The 20,442-nt window shown below is 70.3% G+C and carries 21 protein-coding genes; 7 read left to right on the top strand and 14 right to left on the bottom strand.

Annotated elements, in window-relative coordinates; translation table 11 throughout:
• Positions 1-806, bottom strand: an 806-nt coding sequence (locus VFX14_04430) for a DUF58 domain-containing protein (protein ID HEU5188916.1), incomplete at its 3' end; no start/stop codon positions are given.
• 11 nt (positions 807-817) lie between these two features.
• A complete protein-coding gene (locus VFX14_04425) occupies positions 818-1,765 on the bottom strand; it encodes a MoxR family ATPase (GenBank protein ID HEU5188915.1) in 948 nt (315 codons plus the stop codon).
• A 112-nt stretch (positions 1,766-1,877) separates the two neighbouring features.
• Between VFX14_04425 and VFX14_04420 the strand changes: the two genes are divergently transcribed.
• A complete protein-coding gene (locus VFX14_04420) occupies positions 1,878-2,600 on the top strand; it encodes a polysaccharide deacetylase (protein ID HEU5188914.1) in 723 nt (240 codons plus the stop codon).
• Here VFX14_04420 and VFX14_04415 read toward each other — a convergent pair.
• Entirely contained in the window at positions 2,597-3,529 is a 933-nt protein-coding gene (locus VFX14_04415) for an LLM class F420-dependent oxidoreductase (GenBank protein ID HEU5188913.1), read from the bottom strand. The genes VFX14_04420 and VFX14_04415 overlap by 4 nt on opposite strands.
• Before the next feature lie 46 nt (positions 3,530-3,575).
• Between VFX14_04415 and VFX14_04410 the strand changes: the two genes are divergently transcribed.
• From VFX14_04410 to VFX14_04395, 4 genes are all read left to right on the top strand, one after another.
• Positions 3,576-4,577: a glycosyltransferase family 9 protein gene (locus tag VFX14_04410; protein ID HEU5188912.1), complete on the top strand. Its 1,002-nt coding sequence runs from the start codon at positions 3,576-3,578 to the stop codon at positions 4,575-4,577.
• 31 nt (positions 4,578-4,608) lie between these two features.
• Positions 4,609-5,280 (top strand): cyclase family protein, encoded by a 672-nt coding sequence (locus tag VFX14_04405; protein HEU5188911.1) that lies wholly within the window; start codon positions 4,609-4,611, stop codon positions 5,278-5,280.
• 80 nt (positions 5,281-5,360) lie between these two features.
• Positions 5,361-5,885 (top strand): CBS domain-containing protein, encoded by a 525-nt coding sequence (locus VFX14_04400; protein ID HEU5188910.1) that lies wholly within the window; start codon positions 5,361-5,363, stop codon positions 5,883-5,885.
• Positions 5,886-6,021: 136 nt separating this feature from the next.
• A complete protein-coding gene (locus VFX14_04395) occupies positions 6,022-6,768 on the top strand; it encodes a fatty acid desaturase (protein HEU5188909.1) in 747 nt (248 codons plus the stop codon).
• A 37-nt stretch (positions 6,769-6,805) separates the two neighbouring features.
• Here the strand turns inward: VFX14_04395 and VFX14_04390 are convergent, their stop codons facing one another.
• From VFX14_04390 to VFX14_04360, 7 genes are all read right to left on the bottom strand, one after another.
• On the bottom strand, positions 6,806-7,099 hold the full coding sequence (locus tag VFX14_04390) for a hypothetical protein (GenBank protein ID HEU5188908.1): 294 nt from the start codon (positions 7,097-7,099) through the stop codon (positions 6,806-6,808).
• Positions 7,096-7,524 (bottom strand): RidA family protein, encoded by a 429-nt coding sequence (locus VFX14_04385; GenBank protein HEU5188907.1) that lies wholly within the window; start codon positions 7,522-7,524, stop codon positions 7,096-7,098. The genes VFX14_04390 and VFX14_04385 overlap by 4 nt, the downstream gene beginning before the upstream one ends.
• Before the next feature lie 11 nt (positions 7,525-7,535).
• The gene (locus VFX14_04380) at positions 7,536-8,468 is read right to left on the bottom strand and encodes an acetamidase/formamidase family protein (protein HEU5188906.1); all 933 of its coding nucleotides are present in this window, start codon (positions 8,466-8,468) and stop codon (positions 7,536-7,538) included.
• Positions 8,465-10,729 carry a molybdopterin cofactor-binding domain-containing protein gene (locus VFX14_04375; GenBank protein ID HEU5188905.1) on the bottom strand — a complete coding sequence of 755 codons (2,265 nt, stop codon included), beginning with the start codon at positions 10,727-10,729 and terminating at the stop codon, positions 8,465-8,467. Before VFX14_04375 ends, VFX14_04380 begins: the two co-directional genes overlap by 4 nt.
• 79 nt (positions 10,730-10,808) lie before the next feature.
• A complete protein-coding gene (locus VFX14_04370) occupies positions 10,809-11,243 on the bottom strand; it encodes a pyridoxamine 5'-phosphate oxidase family protein (protein ID HEU5188904.1) in 435 nt (144 codons plus the stop codon).
• Positions 11,244-11,284: 41 nt separating this feature from the next.
• Positions 11,285-11,536: a hypothetical protein gene (locus VFX14_04365; protein ID HEU5188903.1), complete on the bottom strand. Its 252-nt coding sequence runs from the start codon at positions 11,534-11,536 to the stop codon at positions 11,285-11,287.
• Entirely contained in the window at positions 11,533-12,075 is a 543-nt protein-coding gene (locus VFX14_04360; protein HEU5188902.1) for a metal-dependent hydrolase, read from the bottom strand. Before VFX14_04360 ends, VFX14_04365 begins: the two co-directional genes overlap by 4 nt.
• 33 nt (positions 12,076-12,108) lie before the next feature.
• Between VFX14_04360 and tenA the strand changes: the two genes are divergently transcribed.
• Positions 12,109-12,774 carry a thiaminase II gene (tenA, locus tag VFX14_04355; GenBank protein HEU5188901.1) on the top strand — a complete coding sequence of 222 codons (666 nt, stop codon included), beginning with the start codon at positions 12,109-12,111 and terminating at the stop codon, positions 12,772-12,774.
• A gap of 33 nt (positions 12,775-12,807) precedes the next feature.
• The gene (locus tag VFX14_04350; GenBank protein ID HEU5188900.1) at positions 12,808-14,220 is read left to right on the top strand and encodes a patatin-like phospholipase family protein; all 1,413 of its coding nucleotides are present in this window, start codon (positions 12,808-12,810) and stop codon (positions 14,218-14,220) included.
• A 15-nt stretch (positions 14,221-14,235) separates the two neighbouring features.
• On the opposite strand, the gene VFX14_04345 is transcribed toward VFX14_04350, so the two are convergent.
• From VFX14_04345 to VFX14_04330, 4 genes are all read right to left on the bottom strand, one after another.
• Positions 14,236-15,333 (bottom strand): response regulator, encoded by a 1,098-nt coding sequence (locus VFX14_04345; GenBank protein HEU5188899.1) that lies wholly within the window; start codon positions 15,331-15,333, stop codon positions 14,236-14,238.
• Positions 15,330-15,719 carry a response regulator gene (locus tag VFX14_04340; protein ID HEU5188898.1) on the bottom strand — a complete coding sequence of 130 codons (390 nt, stop codon included), beginning with the start codon at positions 15,717-15,719 and terminating at the stop codon, positions 15,330-15,332. The genes VFX14_04345 and VFX14_04340 overlap by 4 nt, the downstream gene beginning before the upstream one ends.
• A gap of 7 nt (positions 15,720-15,726) precedes the next feature.
• Positions 15,727-19,668, bottom strand: a complete 3,942-nt coding sequence (locus VFX14_04335; protein ID HEU5188897.1) for a GAF domain-containing protein — start codon at positions 19,666-19,668, stop codon at positions 15,727-15,729.
• A 72-nt stretch (positions 19,669-19,740) separates the two neighbouring features.
• The coding region (locus tag VFX14_04330; protein HEU5188896.1) for an AMP-binding protein at positions 19,741-20,442 on the bottom strand (702 nt) is incomplete at its 5' end.

The following is a 20,442-nucleotide window of genomic DNA, read 5'->3' as shown; positions in this document are numbered from 1 at the left end:
GCGAGCGAGGCCGCCTCCGTGATCCCGGCCTCGAGGCGCTCCCCCGCCCGCGGGGCGCCGACCAGCGCGATGCGCGTGTCCAGCGTCGTCTCGGCCTCCAGCTCGCGCACGGTGAGGGCGCCCGCCTTCGCCGTCGACTTCCAGTGGATGAGCCGCGGGTCGTCGCCGGGACGGTAGTCACGGAGGTTGTGGAGGTCGACCCCCCGACCACGGCGGCGCGTGTGTGTCGCGCCGCTACCGCTCAGCTCCCCGAGCCGCGCGGAAGGCACGGGATCGAGCGCGGGATAGACCAGCACCTCCTCCTGCAGCGCGAGCTGGCTCGCCTTGAGGAAGATGCCGAAGGGGAAGCGCGTGGTCACGCGCACGCCGCCCAGCCGCTGGCGGCCGCGCCGCGGCAAGGTCGCCTCCCAGGTCACGAGGCGCGACTCGCCGGGGGCGACGCGGGGCACGTAGATGAAGCGCCGCGCGCCGCCCGCGTCGTGGACCTCGACCGTGATCGAGTAGGACGGCGTCCACCGCTTGATGTTGCGGAGGGTGATCCCGAGCAGCGCAGGCTGCCGCGCGTGGATCTCGTCGGGGAGCGCCGGCGCCAGGCGCAGCCGTCGGATCACCGCCTCGGAGAGGATGCCCGACACGACGACGAGGGCGAGGAGCATCGCCGAGAGCAGATAGAGGAGGTTGTTGCCGGTGTTGACCGCGGCCACGCCCAGCCCTACCGCGGCGAAGAGGCTCCACCAGCCGTCGCGCGTCGGCCAGATCGTCCGCCGAGGACGCCAGATCCGGCTGATCCAGTCGAGCACGCCCATGGGCCTCGCCTTCAGCGCGGGACGGGCACGTCCTGGACGAGCGTGCGGATGATGGCCTCCGCGTCCATGCCCCCGCCCGACGCGCCGCCCGAGCCCCGCGTGAGCACGCGATGGGCGAGCGCCGGCACGGCGAGGCTCTTCACGTCGTCGGGCAAGAGGAAGTCACGCCCATCGACGAGGGCGCGGGCCCGGGCGGCGCGGAGCAGGGCGATCGAGCCGCGGGGGCTCACGCCCAGCGACAGGAGCGCGGTCGCGCGCGTGGCCGCCACCAGCGCCATCAGGTAGTCGAGCACGGACTCATCCGCGCGCACGCGCTCCGCCTCGTCCTGGAGCGCGAGCACCTCGCCCACGCTCAGCACCGGATCGAGCCGCTCGACGAGGCCCCCCCCGCCGCCCCGCAGGATGACCTTCTCGTCGAAGGCCTCCGGATAGCCGATCCGGATCCGGAGGAGGAAGCGGTCGAGCTGGGACTCGGGCAGCGGAAACGTGCCCTCGTACTCGCGCGGGTTCTGGGTGGCGAGCACCATGAAGGGCCGCGGCAGCGCGTGGGTGGTGTGGTCGAGCGAGACCTGCGCCTCGTTCATCGCCTCGAGCAGGCTGGACTGCGTCTTGGGGGTGGTGCGGTTGATCTCGTCCGCGAGCACGATGTTGGTGAAGAGCGGCCCCGGCTTGAAGGCGAAGTCGCCGCGCTCGGGCTGATACACGGTGATGCCGATCACGTCGGACGGGAGCATGTCGGACGTGAACTGGATGCGCTGGAATCCCCCGCCGATGGAGCGAGCGAGCGCGGCGCCCAAGGTGGTCTTCCCCACCCCGGGCACGTCCTCGATGAGCAGGTGACCGCGGGCGAGCAGACCCACCACGGCCAGCCGGACCACATCCGGCTTGCCCACGAGCGCGCGGCCGATACTGTCCTCGAGCCGACGGATGCGTTCGGTCGTGCGGGCGTCGGCAGCCATCTTCTCCATAGTACAATCAGCGCGCGCGATGCCTCTACCGCCCTCTCCGTGGCCCCAAAATGCGCTGTCGGCATGCGCATTTACGTTCGATCTCGACGCCGAGTCCCTGTGGATGGCGCGGGGCGTCAATGAGCCGGTCGCGCTGTCCCAGGGCCGCTACGGTCCGCTCGAGGCGGTGCCCCTGATCCTGGACGCGCTACACGCCGCGTCGATCCGGGCGTCGTTCTTCATCCCCGCCTGGGTCGCCTCCCACTACCCGGACACGGTGAAGGCCATCGTGGCGGGTGGGCACGAGGTGGGGTGTCACGGCGACGAGCACGAGCGGGTGAGCGATCTGCCCCCCGAGCGCGAGGAGCAGATCCTGGTCAAGAGCGTGGAGGTGCTGACCGCGCTGACGGGCCGGCGGCCGCTGGGGTACCGGGCGCCCGCCTGGCAGGTCTCGCCGAGCACGCTCGGGCTACTCGTCAAGCACGGCTTCGACTACTCGTCGAACTTCATGGACCGGCTGCGTCCGTACCTGCACCCGCCCATCGAGGGACGCGCCCTCGTGGAGATTCCCGTGTCGTGGGTGCTCGACGACGCGCCCTACTTCATGTTCACCGGGCAGCGCAGCATCCAGGCGCCCGGGCCGGTGCTACAGGGCTGGCTGACCGAGTTCGCGGGCATCGCCGAGACCCACGGCATGACCACCTTCACTTTCCACCCGCAGATCATCGGCCGCCCGTCGCGGCTGGCCTGCCTCCGCGAGCTGATCGACCACGTGCGCCACACGCCGCGCGTGTGGACCGCAACCCTGGGCGAGATCGCGACCCACTGGCGGAGCATCGCCCGCTAGCGCAGGGCGGGCGCGACCTGGGTGATGAAGCGGTCGAGCGTCTTCTTCTTGTCCCCGGGGAGGAAGAAGGAAGGGATGAAGAGCATGCCGACGCCGGCGGCGCGGAGCTTCCCGAGCTTGTCCTGGATCTGGGCCACGCTGCCGCCCAGCACGGTGTCCTCCGCCTTCTGCTGGTCCGCGCCCATGCGCGCCATGTAGGCCTTCTTCAGCTTCTCGACCTCGGCGGCATCGTCGGACAGCGCGAGCACCATCACTGCCGAGCGCAGGATCTCCTTCGGGTTCCGGCCCACCGCGGCGCAGTGACCCTCGAGAATCTTCCCCTTGGCGGCGAGGGTCGACGGCCCGCCCCACACGTTCCAGTGATCGGCGTGCTTCGCGGCGATCTTGAGCGTCACCTTCTCGCCGCCGCCCCCCACCATCAGCTCGGGATACGGTCGCTGCACCGGCTTGGGCTCGAGGGGCGCGTCGTCGAGCGCATAGTACTTGCCCTTCCACGTGGCCTTCTTCTCCGTCCAGAGGCGCTTCAGCACCTCGCAGGCCTCGTCGAGGCGCGCCAGCCGCTCGCCCACCGTGTAGAACGGGATGCCGTACGCCTGATGCTCGTTCTCCTGCCAGCCGGCGCCGAGCCCGCAGATCAGCCGCCCGTTGGAGATGATGTCGACGCCGGCGGCCATCTTCGCCAGCACCGCGGGATGGCGGTACGTATTGCCCGATACGATGGTGCCCACGCGGATTCGCCGTGTCTCGGCGGCGAGGGCGGCCAGCGTCGTCCAGCACTCCATGGTGTCGCCCACGCGGTCCTTCGTGTTGGGCATGAAGTGATCGGTCACGCAGGCGGCGTCCCAGCCCGTCGCGTCGACGTGCCGCCAGAGATCGAGCACCTCGCTCCAGGTGGTGCCGCCCATCCCATTGAACAGGGCGAATTTCATGGATACCCCTCCTTGTTCGATGGGCCCGAGGGTACCATACGCGCGCATGGCCACGTCCGCGCCGCCACCCGTCCGGCAGGCCCTCGTCATCCATCCCGGCGCGCTCGGCGATGTCCTGCAGGCGGTGCCCGCGCTGCGCGCGCTCGCCACGCTCGACGGCGGGCTGCGCGTGAGCCTCGCCGCGCAGCCGCGGCTCGCGACGCTGCTCGCCGGCGCGAGCGTGGTGGACGAGGCCCTCTCCTTCGAGTCCCTGGGGCTCGACAATCTCTTCGCCGACGCGCCCGTCTCCGCCGCGCTCGCCGATCTCCTCGACCGCTATCACGTGGTGGTCTCGTGGTTCGGCGCTCGCGCCGCGCCCTATCCGGAGCGGCTGCGAGCACTGGTGCCCCGCGCGGTGCTGGCGCCGCCCGTGCCCGACGCGGACGACGCCACGCCGGTGTGGCGACATCTTCTCGCGAGCCGGGCCGCGCTGGGGCCGCCGCTCACCGGGTCTCGCGCGACCGCGCCGCGGGGAGCGTCGCTGGCCCCGCTCGCGGTGCCGCGCGAGTGGCGGGAGCGCGGCCGGGCCGCGGTGGCCGCGCTGGGCGCGGGGCCACCCTTGCTGGTCGTGCACGCGGGCGCGGGCGGCGACTGGAAGCGCTGGCCGCCCGAGCGCTTCGCGGAGGCGATCGCGGGAATCGTACGGGGGGCCGGGTGCGCGCTGCTCCTCCACGAGGGCCCCGCCGACCACGAGGCCACCCGCACCCTCGGCGCCCGGCTGGACGCGTTGGGCGCCGCCCCCAATCGCGCGAGCCTGGTCGAGCCGGACCTTCCGCTGCTCGCCGGGGTGCTCGCGCAGGCGAGCGCCTATCTCGGCGGCGACTCCGGCATCAGCCATCTCGCCGCCGCGGCGGGAACACCCTCCGTCATCCTCTACCCCGAGGCCACGCGCGCGCGCTGGGCGCCGTGGAGCTCGCGCGCGATCGCGCTCCCCGCCGACGATGACCCCACGGCGGCGGCCCGGGCGGCGCTGCAGCTCTGCGTGCGACTGCGCGGCCGCGCCGCTTGACAGGGGCCCCCGTCGCGCCTATCCAGGTGCCATGCCCACCCTGATCGATCTCTCGTTCCCGATCCGGCCGCACTTCCGTTGGAAGGTCGCCCGCGAGATACGCGCCTCGCACGCCAACGGCGACAACTTCGAGTCCTCCATCATGACGCTGGGCTGCCACGCCTACACGCACGTGGACGCGCCCCGCCACTTCCTCCCCGGCGATCGCCACATCGCCGAGATGCCCCTCGATCAGTGGGTGGGCGACGCCGCGGTCGTCGACCTCACTCACCTCGGCGAGAACGCCGGTGTCACCGCCGCCGACCTGCAGCGGCGAGGCGGCCATGTCCGAGCGGGCGATATCGTCCTGCTCCGGACGGACTGGCCACGACGGGTGGACGTCGAGGATCCGCGCTTCTGGCGGGAGGCCCCCTTCACCGCCGCGGATGCCTGCCACTGGCTCGTGCAGAAGCGGGTGAAGGCCGTGGGCTACGACTATCCCCCCGACTACACGGTCCGGACCGGAATCTTCGAGCCCGGGCGGAAGGTGCCCCGGGAGGAGTGCACGACCCATTACATCTTCTTTCCCGCGGGGATCACGGTGGTGGAGTACCTGACCAATCTCCATCGGATCGGGGCGCCCCGCTGCCGCTTCATGGCTTTTCCGCTGGCCATCGACGGAGCCGACGGCTCGCCCGTCCGGGCGGTGGCCGTGCTCGACTGAGGGCAGCCTGACGGCGGCTTGACACTTCGCGGTGGCCCCGCCTATGCTCCTGCCACAATCCCGCTCTGTTGAGGTGCCCCATGAGCGAGTTCGAGGACGAGTACTCCGAAACCCTGGACAGCGACTTCAAGAAGCTCGAAGGCGCCCTGCTGAATGACACTGTCCAGCTCCTGGCGCCCAGCGAGCCGATCCGGCTGACCGCAGAGGCGACCGTCCACGAGGCCATCGAGCGCATGGTCGCCCAGCGTCGGGCCGCGGTGGTGGTGGTCGACGGCGACGGCCGTCTCGTCGGCATCTTCACCGAGCGCGACGTCTTGATCCGCGTGATCGGCGAGGGGCGCGATCCACGGGCCACCCGGCTGGGCGCCGTCATGACGGCCCGGCCCGAGGCGCTCTCTCCCCAGGACCGGATCTGCTTCGCCGTGAACCGGATGAGCACTGCCGGCTTCCGGACCATCCCCCTGGTCGACACGGAGGGGCGGCCGATCGGCATCGTGACGCTCAACGACGTGGTCAAGTGGCTGGCCGAGATCTTCCCGGAGGCCGTCCTGAACCTCCGGCCGGGGGACCGGCTCAAGCACCCCCACCGTGTCGACGCCGGTTAGCCTAGCCTAAGGTCGTTCGAGAAGGGTGATGTGGACCCGGATTCGTGTATACTTGCCCGGGCCTCAGGCGCGCCGGCGCCCTGTCGTGCCGGCTTCCACTTGAAAACTGAGCCGTACCTACACGAATAGGGGAGACATGTTCCTTCACGCCGTTCTCGTCGTGATCGCCGCGATCGTCGTCACCCAGGCGACGGTGCTCGCCACCACGGTGTACCTGCACCGCGCGCTGGCCCACCGAGCGCTCGACGTGCACCCGCTCCTCGATTGGGTCTTCCGCCTCACGCTCTGGCTCAGCACCGGCATGCGGCGGCAGGAGTGGGTGGCGGTGCACCGCAAGCATCACACGTTCACGGATCGCGAGGGCGACCCCCATAGCCCGATGATCTTTGGTTTCTGGAAGGTGCAGCTCTTCAACGTTTACTACTATGCGCGCGAGGCGATGTCGCCCGACATCGTCCGGAAGTTCGCCCCCGACCTCGTCGAGGACCGCTGGGATCGCTACGTGTTCTCGTGGGGCTGGACGGGCCTCTTCCTCGGCACCTCGATCCTCTGCGTGATCCTGGGCTTCTGGGCGGGCATCATCGCCATGGTCGCCCACGGCATCCTCTACGTGTTCGTGCTCTCCCCGCTGATCAACGGGCTCGGGCACTGGCGGGGCGCCCAGAATTTCATGAACACCGCCTACAACTCGCGTGTCCTCGCCTGGTTTACCGGCGGGGAGAGCCTGCACAACAACCACCACGCCTACCCCCGCTCGCCGAAATTCAGCGTGGGGCGCTTCGAGTTCGACCCGGGCTGGGTGGCCATCAAGGTCTTCGCGGCGATCCGTCTCGTCGGGATCATCGGGCCCATCGCGAAGCTGCCGCTAGGCCACGGGCAGTAGGGCGTAGGGCGGCGACGACGCCGCCCGTCTCCCCGTCTCAGCTCGGCAGCTGAGTCCCGGGCGGGACGTCGGTGAGCAGGACCCAGTCGTCGGGCGCGTCGGCGGACGGGCGCGTGCCCTCCGCCACATTGACGGTGCGGGCCCGGCTGGGCGAGAACCACTCCCACACTCCCGGCGGCGGAGCTGCCGCATCTACCGGCTCGCCCATCTCGGGGCCGCTCGCCCCGGAGGTCTCCCGCTCGCTCTTCCGCAGACGCTTCTCCTCCTGCTTGGCCCGCTGGGCGTCGGCCTTGCGCCGGCGCTCGAATCCGTAGTTCTGGCGGGCGCTCATGCGTCGGCCACCGCGATCGCGCTGATCTCGACCTTGCAGCGCGCGTGGGTGGCGAGCCGCGAGACCTCCACCGTGGTCGTGGTGGGGAGGTGTCCGTCGAGGTAAGCGGCCCAGACGCGGTTGAGGTCGTCCTGCTCCTCCACCGCGGTGAGGTAGCGGGTGGCGGACACGAGGTCGCGCATGGTGCAGCCCGCGGCCTCGAGCGTTTTCTTGAGATTCTCCATGGTCAATCGGGCCTGCTCGCGCATGCTATCCGGCAGATCGAACTCCTCGTCGCGATGTGGGTGGCTGTGGTACACCGGCGCGGCGGTGACGCCGGAGAGGAACACCAAGCGTCCCCGCGCCACCAGGATACCCGGGGCATAGGGCATGTGGACGTCGGTGCGCCGATCGGAGTGATGCACGACTGCGAGCTCCTTGGTCATGCCGTCCTCGCTCAGACGAAGATGCTTTCGGGCAGGAACGCCGAGACGATCCAGTTCGGCGCGTCTACGATCTCGCTGATCTTGAGGTCCACCGCCACGCTCGACACGATATACGCCTCCTCCCGCGAGAGGCCCCGCTCCTCCACCAGGTGCTCAATCATATAGCGAATCGCCTGTTGCGCGGACGCGAAGAGATCGGGGCCGTGCGCGGTGGTGGCCACCCAGGCGCCCCGATTGGTCGCGGTCGCGATGGGCCCGCGTGTGCGGAAGCGCGGCTCGGGCAGTCCGCGCCCCGACTTGAGGTCGAAGCGCAGCGTCACCTCCGCGTTCATCTCCACCGCGGTCACGCACACCTCGCCGTCGCCCTGCGCGGCGTGGCCGTCGCCGACGCTGAACAGCGCGCCGTCCACCCACACCGGGAGCTCGAGCGTCGTGCCCGCGGTGAGCTGCTTGATGTCCATGTTGCCGCCGTTCTTCCGGGGCGGCATGGTGCTGTGCCCGCCCGGCTCGGGCAGCGCCGTGCCCATCACGCCGGGGAAGGCCTCGATGGGCACCGCGATGCGGCTGCCCTTGCGGGCGAACTTCCCGTCGGAGACGTCCCAGATCTGCAGATACGGCTTCGGGAAGTCGGCCTCGGGGAGGAGGCCGCGCCCGGGCCGGATCGCCGTCCACCCGAAGGCCGCCCCCGGCTTCACCTCGAGGATCTCGACCGCGAGCACGTCACCCGGCCGGGCGCCGCGCACCCGCACCGGCCCCGTCAGCGGATGGCCGCGGAACGGGCCGCGCTTGATGACGTCGTCATGCGTCGACGACGGCGAGTAGTACCCGTCCGCGGCGTCGCGCGTCTCGAAGGTGACGGTGTCACCGGGCGCGATCTCGAGCCGCGGCGGCAGGGCGTTGTTCCACTCGTGGTGCACCTGGCTCTTGTCGAGGCGGTGGTTCATGCGCGGGCAAGCTCCTCGCGGACGCGATCCGGGGTGAACGGCACCGTGCGCAGCCGGACGCCCGTGGCGTCGAAGACGGCATTGGCGATGGCGGCGGGAATGGGACAGGTGGCGGGCTCGCCCGCGCCGACGGGCGGCTTGTCGCCGGGATCCAGCAGGACGATCTCCACCGTGTCCGGAGCCTCGGCGAAGGTGAGGATGGGATAGGAGGACCAGTCGAGGCTCGTCACCCCGCCCGCATCGAACTGGACGGCTTCCTTGAGCGTCCGGCTGATCGCCTGCAGGACATTGCCCTCGATCTGGTTGCGCACGCCGTCCGGATTCACCACGAGCCCGCAGTCGTGGGCGACCGCGACCCGGCGCACCCGAATGGTCCCGCGAGCCCGGCTCACTTCCACCTCGACGACCGCGGCCACGTAGGCGTTCTCGTTCTCGTACTGGCAGTAGGCGATCCCCCGTCCCACCGCGGGGTCGTTGCCGCGCGCGCCGGGCGCGGGCCGCGGCGTCCAGCCGGCCGCGCGCGCCGCCGCCCGGATGACCGCGACCGCGCGCGGATCGCCGAGGTGACGGAGGCGGAATTCGACGGGATCGGCGCCCGCCGCCGCGGCCAGCTCGTCTACGAACGACTCGCTGGCGAAGGTGTTCGCGGGCGCGCCGAGCCCCCGTAGCGCCGACACGCGGAGCGGGCTCCGGTCGAGCTCGTGCACGACCACTCGGTTCGAGGGGAACGTGTAGCCGTGCTGGGCGTTCCGGTCGCCGCCCCCCACGCGCGGCAGCGTCTCCAGCGCACCCGTCTCCTCCCCCGCGAGGAGATTGCCCGCGCGGCCGGCGGGCCGCCGCGTGTGGGTGGGCGTCCACACCGCGTAGTCCCACGCGGCCACGTGCCGGTCGGCGTCGAGCGCGCCCCGCACCCGCATGACCATCGCCGGGCCCTTGGGCTCGTGGCCGTGCTCGTCGTGGCGCATCCACTGGACGCGCACCGGCCGGCCCACCGCGCGCGAGAGGATCGCGGCATCGGCGGCCGCGTCGTCGGCGCCGTTGTGGCCGTAGCAGCCGGAGCCCTCCACGAAGATCGCGCGCACGCGCTCGGCGGGCAGACCGAGGAGCCCGGCCAGCGCGCCGCGCAGCTCGAACACGCTCTGGCTCGCCGTCCACACCGTGGTGCCGCCCTTGCGCACGTCGGCGACGCCGCACGACGGCCCGATGGAGGCGTGCATCTGGTAAGGCCAGCGATACTCGCGCTCGAGGGAGGCGGCGGCCCGTTTCAGGACGCCGTCCACGTCCCCGCGGTTGACGAGCACGCGCGCCGTGGACGGGATCTGGGCGAGCGCGTCGTGCAGCGCCGCCATGGCGGGCAAGCGCGAGCCGACCCGCCAGGTCACCGTGAGCGCGCGCGCGGCCGCGATGGCCTGCTCCTCGCGCTCGCAGACCACGCCCACGAAGTCGCCCTCGCGCACCACGCGCACGAGGCCGGGCAGGCCGCGCACCGAGCTCTCGTCCACCGCGGCCACGCGCGCCCCGACCTCGCGGGCCCGGACCACGCGCCCGTGGAGCATGCCCGGCACGCGGACGTCCTGCACGTAGACGTGGACGCCCGTCGCCTTCCCGGGAATGTCGAGCCGCGGCACCGAGGTCCCGACCACCGTGTAGGCGGCGCGCGGCTTGGTCTGGAAGTCGCGGGTGACGGGCCGGCTGAATCGGCGGCCGCCCACCAGCTCGCCGTAGGTGGCCCGCCGCGTCGGATCGTCGATCACGCGGACCACGCCGTCGGCCGTCGCGAGCTGATCCACCGAGGTGGACAGCCGCACCGAGGCGAGGAGGCGAAGGGTGTACCGGGCGTCGGCGGCGGCCTGCCGGATCACCGCGGCGCCGCGCTGAATGGTCTTGCTCCCGGCGGTGACGCCCTGATCGGGCGTGCGCGCGGTGTCGCCCTGCACGACCGTGATGCGCGCCACCGCGACGTCCAACTCCTCGGCGACGATCTGAGCCAGCGCGGTCGCGACACCGGTGCCGAGCTCCACCTTCCCCGTGTAGAGGTTGACGCCGCCGTCGGGCGCGATGGCGAGCCAGGCGTCGATCTGGCCGGGGGGGATGGACTGCCCCGGCGCGGCGACCTGGCCGGGCAGGACCGGCTCGTCCTCGCCGATGCGCGGGGTCTGGGCGCGGGCGGCGGACGGGAGCGAGAATGTGACGATCAGGGCCCCTGCCGCCTGTAGCAGCGCGCGACGGGACAGGGCAGCGCCCGGCCTAACTCGAATCACGAATCCGCTCGCCTCGCCTCCGGCTGCGGCTCGCCAATCAACGTTTCCGCTCGCCTCGCCTCCGGCTGCGGCTCGCCAATCAATCCAACCCCCAGGTGAATACGTGCGTGGGTGTCAGCTCGATGATGACCGAGTCCGACTCGCTCAGCGCCGCGTCGGTGGGGTACTGCACGTACTTACGATAGATCGCGCGGCGGATGCGGCGGAAGGTCGGCCCGCGCTCGATCACCCGCGCGCGCCCCTGCACCATGACGCCGCGAAGCCACGCCCAGTCTTCCGCGTATTCGTCGACGGTCAGGGTCAGCCGGGGATTGGAGAGCACGTTCCGCACTTTGCGGCCGCGCTTGCCCGACCCCAGGTAGAGTTTTCCCCCCACCAGCGCGTGGCACACGGGAACGAGGTGCGGAGTCCCGCTGGCGCCCGCGGTGGCGATGCGCGAGACCCGGGCCAGGCGGAGCATCGCGGCGGCCTTCCGCGACAACCGCACCTTGCCCCGACGGCGGGACGTCCGCACTTTGCCCATCCCCGGATGCTAGGCGCGCGCGGGGCGGGCTGTCAATGCGGGGCACCCGCGCCGCCGCGCGCCTTTGCCACCACGCCCGCGAGCGAGACCAGCGACCAGACGCCCTCGAGCAGCACGAAGCCCCACTGGCTCCCGTGCCAGGCGTCGACGGTCAGGATGATCGCGCCGGCGAGATTCGCGAGGAGATACGGATACGAATCCTGCGCGAGCATCCGGAGCTGCGAGAGCACGAACCCGACGAGGATCAGGATCGCGCCGATGATCTGGACGACCTGCTCGGTCATGCCGGCCGGCGGACCCCGCGCCCGCGCGCTAGCCAGGCCATCCCGACCAGCGCGATCGTCGGCGCCCACACCCAGAGGAGCTCGCTCACGATCGTGCGCAGGCCCCAGTGGCTCAGGATGTCGCGCCCGATGGGCGAGACCACGATTGGACGCCACGGAAAGAAGTAGCGCGTGTCGTCGAAGGGCGCGAGGAAGGCCACGCCGGGTCCGCCGTTGGTGAACGCGTCGAGGAAGCCGTGGGAGGCCATCACGAGGAAATAGCAGCCCCACAGCCAGAAGAACGGCAGGCGCAGCGGCCGGAAGGCGACCCGCGCGCCCACGTAGGACACCAGGGCGGCGGTGGGAAACGAGTGCGTGATGCCCCGGTGCGCCCAGAGCGTACCCCAGGGAATACCGAGAGGCCACGCCACCACGTCCGCGTCGGGCAGGATGGAGAGTCCAGCCGCGAGCAACCAGAACAGCGGCGGCATCCGACGAAACCGCGTGAGCACACTGCTGATGCCGCAGGCCACGACGGCATGGGTGAGGATGGTCGGCATCGGCGTGTCCCCGGCGGTAGAATACCCCGGGCCATGACTTTCACGAGCACGCTCTGGCGCTCCATCGACGGCATCTACGCGTCCATCCTCCGTCATCCCTTCGTCGCCGGCCTCACCGACGGCTCGCTCCCGCGCCACAGCTTCCGCTTCTACGCCGTCCAGGACGCGCTCTATCTGCGCGACTTCGCCCGGGCGCTCTCCGTCGCCGCCGCCCACGCGCCTCAGGACGACTGGATCATCATGTTCAACGAGCACGCGGCGGGCGCGCTCAAGGTGGAACGACAGCTCCACGAGAGCTTCTTCAAGGAGTTCGGGCTCACCGTCGACGAGGTGGCGACCACGCCGCTGGCTCCCACCAACCTGGCCTACACCTCCTATCTCCTCGCCGTCGCCTACGGCGCGCCCTTCCACGAGAACATGGCCGCGCTCCTGCCCTGCTACTGGATCTACTGGGAGGTAGGCAAGGAGCTCGAGCGGCGCGGCTCGCCCGATCCGCTCTACACGCGCTGGATCGGCACCTACGCGTCGGGGGAGTTCGGCGCGCTGGTGGAAGCGGTGCTGGAGGCGACCAACGTGATGGCGGGACGCGTGGGCGAGACGGAGCGCGCGGCGATGCGCCGGCACTTCCTCGCCACCAGCCGCTACGAGTGGATGTTCTGGGACATGGGGTGGCGGCGCGAAGGCTGGCCCGTGTCCTGAGGTGAACCGCTCCTGCACCGGGGAGGGGCGCCCATGACGGCAATGCGGGTGATGACGCTGGGGCTCTGCGTGACCCTTCTCTCCGGCTGCGCGAGCGCCCACTACGTGACACTCGTTCCGGGCAAGGACGCGCGCGACTGCGGAGTCACGGTGCCCACGGCCGACCTGCACATCGGCGTCGCCCTGTCCGGCGGCGGCAGCCGCGCCGCCCTGTTCGGCTCCGCGGGGCTCGAGGCCCTGGCCGGCGTGCGCATGCCCGACGGCTCCTCGCTGCTCGAGCACATCACGCATCTCTCGAGCGTGTCGGGCGGCAGCATCGCCGCGACGCACTACGCGCTGCGGAAACCGGGCAAGGGCGTGAAGGTCCTGAATCCCGACGGCACCATGACCGCCGAGTACCAGACCTTCTTCAAGCAGTACCGGGAGGATCTGAGCCAGGACTTCGAGACGCCGCTGATCTGGCGGCAGCTCCTGTCCTTCCGGTGGATCAACTCGGCGCTCGCGGCCCGGACGCTCGCCGAGATCCTCGCGGAGAAGCTCTACGGCGACGCGCGCCTGCAAACCGTCGCCGCGCGCGAGACCGCGGGCGACAGCCCGGGACTCATCGTCAACACGACCCTCTACAACAACGGCCGCCGGCTCGCGATGACCTCGCTGGCCCCGGAAGCGTTCGACTACGACTTCTTTGCCGATCTCGAGCGAGAGCTCAAGGAGCAGGGAAGCAAGCTCACGCCATTCGCATGGATGCGCGAGCGGTGGAAGGTCATTCGCCCCTTGACGCCGATGGACATCGGCGCGGATCCCTGCACGTTCGGCATGAGCGGCGTGGTCGCCGCCTCCGCATCCTTTCCGCCGCTGGTCGGACCCATCACGATGCGGGTCGGCAAGCAGGAGTCCTACTGGCACGCCGGCGACGGGGGCCTGTACGAGAATCAGGGCCTGGAGACGCTGCTCCTGCTCTACTTGAAGCAGCTCCAGATCAAGCGGGCCAAGCGCGTGCTGATCCTCGGCTTCGACAGCTCGTATCCGTTCTCGGTCGGCGAGCGCAAGCTCCTGCGCCGCTCGCTGCCGTTCTCGCTGCTCACCTTCGACTTTTCCCGCATCCCCTCGATCATGGAGGAGCGGGCCTCGACGTATTCGAGCCTCTTCTTCGGGACCCTCCAGCTCCAGGGCGTGGTGCCGGATCCCCAGACCCTCACGGTGATGGTGCTCCGCCACACCGACGCCAAGTGGGCCGCGGATCTCTCCGATCTCCCGCCCGCTTGCCAGACGGAGACCGAGCGCAAGACCTTCGAGGACGCCGACGACGTGGTGGAGCGCATCGCCGAGATCCCCACCCGGCTCGTGATCACGTCGGAATGCGACCGTCAGCTCCTCGAGACGGCCGCCCGAAAGGTAGTCGCGGCGCACCGCGACCGGATCCTGAACTTCATCGGCCAGCAGTAGGCGGCCGGCGCCCGGTCACTCGGTCTTGATCGCGGTCAGATTGTAGGCGCTGACCGGGCGCGAGAAGCCCTTCAGCGCGAGCTCGCCCACGGACTCCGCCGCGACCAGGTCGTCCACCCGCCCGTGGAGCTTGCGCGAGATGAGGATCTGCCCAGGCCTGGCCTCGCCGCAGAGGCGGGCGGCGAGATTGGTGACGGTGCCGATGGCCCCGTAGTCCCAGCGCCCCTCGAAGCCGATGGCGCCGATGGTCGCGTAGCCCTCGGCGATGCCCACGCCGAAGTCGAGCTCATAGCCGCGTTTTCGCCAGCCACGCATGAGGTCGTCCACGCGCGCCCGCATGGCGAGCGCCATGCGCACCGCGCGCTCCTGCGGGTTCGGCACCGGCACGGGATCGTTGAAGAAGATCATCATGCCGTCGCCGGTGAACCGCTCGAGCGTCCCTTCGTGGGTGAGGATGAGCTCGCCCATCGCCGCGTGGTACTCGCGGAGCACGCTCATGACCTCTTCCGGCTCCGCGGTCTCGGCGAACGCGGTGAAGCCGCGGAGATCGATGAACACCACCGTGACCTCGCGGCGATGGCTCTTGAGGGGGTCGTCGGCACCGCCGTTGACGATGGCCTCGGCGAGCTGCGGTGAGAAGAAGCGCTTGAGCTTGGCCAGGCGCTCGAGCTGCCCGACCTGCTCGGCGACCCGCGACTCGAGCGTACGATTGAGATCGCCGAGCTGATCCCACAGGGACTTCACCCGCAGCAGCGACCTCACGCGGGCGAGCAGCTCCGGTTGATTGATGGGCTTGGTGAGGAAGTCGTCGGCCCCCGCGTCGATCCCTTTGACGCGCTCCTGCGCCGGATCGAGCGCGGTGACCATCACCACCGGCAGGATCGCGGTGGCGGGGTTCTCGCGGAGCTTCTTGCACACTTCATAGCCGCTCATGCCCGGCATCATCACGTCCAGTAGCACCAGGTCCGGCGGGTCCCGGTCGATCTTCTCGAGGGCCTCGGGGCCGGAGGCCGCGGTGGTGATCGTGTAGCCCTTCGCGGTCAGCAGGTCGCCCAGGAGCTTGAGATTGACGGGGGTGTCGTCCACCACCAGGATGCGCGTGGGCTCACTCATGCGCGCGACTCTCGCGGGCGATCGAGGACCTCGCGCACGAGGTCCAAGAAGGGCCGGATGCTGATGGGCTTCGACTGATAGGCGTCGAACCCGGCGGCGAGGATCTTCTGCCGGTCCTGGGTCATCGCCGAGGCGGTCACCGCGATGACGGGGATCCCGGCGGTGGCCGCATCGGCCCGGAGCTGGCGCAGCGCCTCGATCCCGTTGATGCCCGGGAGCTGAATGTCCATCAGCACGAGGGCGGGATGCTCGTCTCGGGCCAGGCGCACGCCGTCCTCGCCAGTCTCCGCCTCCACGAGGCGATAGCCCTTGGCGGTCAGCACGTCGCGGACCAGCTTGCGGTTCTTGTCGTTGTCCTCGACGACGAGGATCAGCTCGCCTGCCATGCTCGCCTCATCGGGATACCGGGATGGTGAAGGTGAAGGTGGAGCCGTGCCCCACCTGGCTCGTGACCCAGATCTTGCCGCCGTGGAGCTCGACGAACTTCCGCGCCAGGGCCAGGCCGAGCCCGGTGCCCTCGTGCTTGCGCGCGTAGTCCGTACCGACCTGGCGGAACTCCTCGAACACCGCCTCCTGGTCCTCCGGCGCGATGCCGACGCCGGTGTCGGTCACCGAGATCTCGACCGTGCCGTTCACCGCCGTCGCCCGCACGTCGATGCGGCCGCCCTCCGGAGTGAACTTGACCGCATTGGACAGGAGGTTCAGCAGGACCTGCTTGACCTTGCGCTCGTCGCCGTTGATCTCGCCCAGCGCGGGATCCACCGCCCGCTCCACCGTGATGCCCCGTCGCATCGCCCGCTCGCGGACGAGCACGAGCGTGTTGTCGATGGCCTGGGGGAGATCGAAGTCGCCGGCCTCCAGCTCCATCCGGCCCGCCTCGATCTTGGCGAGGTCGAGGATGTCGTTGATCAGCGAGAGGAGGTGCCGCCCCGACGAGAGGATGTCCTGGAGGTACTCCTCCTGCTTCTCGTTCACCTCGCCGAAGAGCCGCTCGAGCATCACCTCGGAGAAGCCGATGATGGCGTTGAGCGGCGTGCGCAGCTCGTGGGACACGCTGGCCAGGAACTCCGACTTGTGCTGGTTGGCCACCTCGAGCTGGCGGCTCTTGTCCTCGATCTCGCTGAACAGCCGCGCGTTCTGGATGGCGAGGGCGGACTGGGTGGCGAAGGTGCTCAGGAGCTCGACGATGCGCGGCGGGAACTCGCCGGCCACCCGGCGGTTCACCACCAGCGCCCCCACCACCTGGTCCTCGCTGATCAGCGGCACTGCGAGCAGCGAGCGGTAGCCCGAGCGCACCAGCACGTCGCGGATCCGGCTCTCGTAGACCTGGGTGTCCCTGACGTCGGGCACCTGGACGGGCGCCCGCGTCGCCGCCGCCCGGCCCACCGCCCCTTCGCCGTACACCAAGGTGGTGGCGCGCAGGGCGGCCACGAACTCGTCCGGGAATCGGTCGGTCGCCCACAGGCGGAAGGCGCGCGTCGCCGCGTCGTATTCGTACATGGCGCCGCCATCGGTCTCGGCGAGCTGATTGGCCCGCGCCACGATGGTGGACAGCACGACCTCGAGGTCGAGCGTGGACGAGATGGCGCGGCTCACCTCGCCCAGCGCTTCCAGCTCGCCCACCGAGCGCGTCAGCTCAGCGGTGCGCGACTGCAGCTCGGTGAACAGGCGCACGTTCTCGATGGCGATCACCGCCTGATCGGCGAACGTCTGCAGGAGAGCGATCTGCTTCTCGGTGAACGGCCGGACATCGGTCCGCCGGATGGCGATGGCCCCGATGGCCGTCCCTTCGCGCATCAGCGGCATCGCCAAGATGGTGCGCTCCGGGTTACCTGCGTACATCGGGAACTCACGCACGAGCTCCGGCGCATGCATGTCCTCGATGTGGATCGCGTGCCCTTCGAGAATGGCGCGACCCGACGTGCTCTGCCGGTTGAGGGGCCGGATCTCTGGAAAGGTCAAGGGCAGCTCGCCGAAATGGGCGACCCGAACCAGCTCCCGGCCCTCGGCCTCGACACGCAGAATGATCGCGTCGTTGGCGCCGCACACCCGCGCCGCGTTCTCGGCGACCGCGTCCAGCACCGGCTGCACGTCGGTCGGAGACGATGAGATCACGCGCAGGATCTCGCTCGTGGCGGTCTGCTGCTCGAGCGCCTCGCTGATGGTCCGGTTCTTCTCCTCCAGCTCCTTGAAGAGCCGGACGTTGTCGATGGCGATCCCCGCCTGGTCGGCGAAGGTCTGGAGCAGCGCCACATGCTCCTCCGAGAACAGCCCGGGCTCGTCGCGCGCGAGGACGATACAGCCTAGGGGGACGTCCTCCCGCAGGATGGGCATCGCGATGGTGCCGCGCGGCGCCGGGCCGCCGAACTTCCAGCGCGCCTGCACCGCCGGCTCGGCCACGTAGTCCGGGGTCTGCACGACGCGCCGGTCCCGGATGGCCCGGGCGGCGAGACTTCCCTCGCCCGGGGGCATGGGGAAGCGCTGGCGCACGACCTCGAGCTGGGCATCCGGCCACTGATGCGACGTCACGAAGTGCACCAGCCCGCCCTCGTACCGGAACACGCCGGCGAACTGCGCGCCGCACAGCCGCACCGCGCTGGAGAGGACGGAGGCGAACACCGGCTGCACGTCCGTCGGCGAGGACGAGATCACCCGGAGCACCTCGGCAGTCGCCGTCTGCTGCTCCAGCGCCTCGGTGATGGTGCGGTTTTTCTCTTCGAGCTCCTTGAAGAGCCGGACGTTCTCGATGGCGATCACCGCCTGGTCGGCGAACGTCTGCAGGAGCGCGAGCTGCGCGGGAGTGAAGGAGCCAACGGTGGTTCGCCCGACGATGATGGCGCCGATGCTGACGTCCTCACGGAGCATCGGCACGATCACGTGACTCTTCACCCCGAGGAGCCGGGTGACGCGCGCGGCCACGGGCGTCGTCCGCGGGTCGGCGTCGATGTCGGGCATGTGGATCATCACGCGTCCGCGGATCGCCTGCGCTACCACCTCATCGGAGTCGACGCGCACCGGATACGGATCCGCGACCTCCGAGAACGTGCTGTCGCCGAAGTTGTGCCGGGCCGCGGGGTAGATGAGCCCGTCCTCGACGCGCAGCACCGTGCTGAAGCGCCCCTGACAGAGTCGGAGGGCATTGCGGGCGATCGCGTCGAACATCGGCTGAAGGTCGGTCGGGGACGAGGAAATGACCCGCAGGATCTCGGCGGTGGCGGTCTGCTGCTCGAGAGCCTCGGAGAGCTCGCGCGTCCGGTCCTCGACCCGCTGCTCCAGCGTCGCATACGACTCGCGCAACCGGCTCGTCATCCGGTTGAACTCGTCGGCGAGCGTCTCGAGCTCGTCGCCGCTCCGGAGATCGATCTGGTGCCCGAGGTCGCCCGCGCCGATCTTGGCCGCGCTCTCCTGCAGCACCTGGATTGGCCGGGCCATCCGCCGGGCGAGCAGCGCGCTCACCGCGATCGAGAGCAGAATACCGCCCACCACCAAGAGCCCCGTGCGGCGGGCGGACACGCGCAAAGGCTCGAGCGCCTCCTCGAGCGGCTGGTCCACGAACACCACCCAGCCCAGCGGCGTGATCGTCGAGTGCGCGGTGAGCACCTCGCGCCCCTTGGGATCCTTCGCGGTGGTCACCTCGGGGCCGTCGGGCGTGATCGCCGCCTTCACCTGCTCGAGGTTGTCCAGCGAGGTCTTCTGGAGCACGAGGCTAATGTCGGGATGCGCGATCAGGGCCCCCGTGCGATCCACCACGTAGGCGATGCCCGCCTTGCCGACCTTGATCTGCGAGACCACGTCCCAGATGAACTTGAGATTGACCTCGGCCACCGTGACCCCGCCGCCGCTTTGCGGCATCGCGATGGTCATGTACGGCTCCGACTCCTTGCGGAAATAGACGGGACTGAAGTACGTCTTTCCGGTCTTGGCCTCGCGGAACTTGGGCTCCTTGGAGTAGTCGGTCTGGCTGCCCACCACGTCCATGGCCAGCCGCGAGATCAGTAGCTGTTCGCGGCCATTTGCATCTAGATAGCTCAGCTCGGTGATGGGCGGCACCTGGCGCTGGAGTCGATAGGAGTCCTGGCGCCGCTGGTCCACCGCCGCCGCCGAGGCCACGAGCTGCGGCTGGGTGGTCCAGCTGAGCTGCCGCTCGATCTCCTTCACGTAGGTCTCGATGCGGATGGCGGCGCCCCGGGCCTTCTCGTTCTGCAGGGCGACGAGGGCGGCCTTGTTCTCGTTGTAGGAGGAATAGAGCTGGACGGCGCCGGAGGCCACGAGCGCGGCGGTGACGAGCACCACCAGCGCCACCGTGTACTTCCGGGATAGCCGGCCCGTCCTCACGCGTACTCCCCCGTCCGGAGCGCCCGCGTCCTCATGGCATCTCGAACATACCAAAGGTACCGCGCTGTTCGGTCACGCTAGCCTCGCGCCGGTCCCCACCCGCGCCAGCCGCTCGGCGCGTAGCGCGGTGCGGCGCACTTTGCCGTCGTCGCCCCGGAGCGGGACCGCGACGAACTCGTAGGTCCGCGGCCGCTTGTACTTGGCGAGCCGCTCGCTCAGGAACCGCTCCAGATCGTGCGGGGCGAGCGGCTCCCGCGACTGCACGATCGCGTGCACCGCGTTGCCGTACTCGTCGTCGGGCAGCCCGATCACGCAGGAGGAGGCCACCGCCGGATGCTCGTCCAGCGCGGCCTCGACCTCGGCGGGATACACGTTGGAGCCGCCCACCAGGATCATGTCGGTCTCTCGGTCGCTCAGGTACACGTAACCATCGGCGTCGATCCGTCCCAAGTCCCCCAGCGACTCCCAGCCGTCCGGCCGCGCCTTGGCCCGGGCGCCGATGTAGCGGTAGGAGGGCGGGGCGTCGGCGCCGCGGCGCATCCAGATCTCCCCGACCTCCCCGGGCGGGAGCGGGCGACCCTCGGCATCCAGCACCCGCATCTCGCCGAAGACGGGGCGGCCGACGGAGCCGCGGCGCTCGAGCCACTCCTCCCCGGAGATCACCGTGAAGGACTGCGCCTCGGTGCCCCCGTAGAGCTCGAGGACGCGGGCGGCCCCGAGCCAGTCGATCCACGCGTCCTTGAGCCACATGGGGCACGGGGCCGCCATGTGCAT

This window comes from Candidatus Methylomirabilota bacterium (assembly GCA_035764725.1).
Taxonomy (GTDB): Bacteria; Methylomirabilota; Methylomirabilia; order Rokubacteriales; family CSP1-6; genus DASRWT01.
Note: the sequence above shows the minus strand (reverse complement) of the source record. Positions and strands in the feature narration are given on the sequence as shown.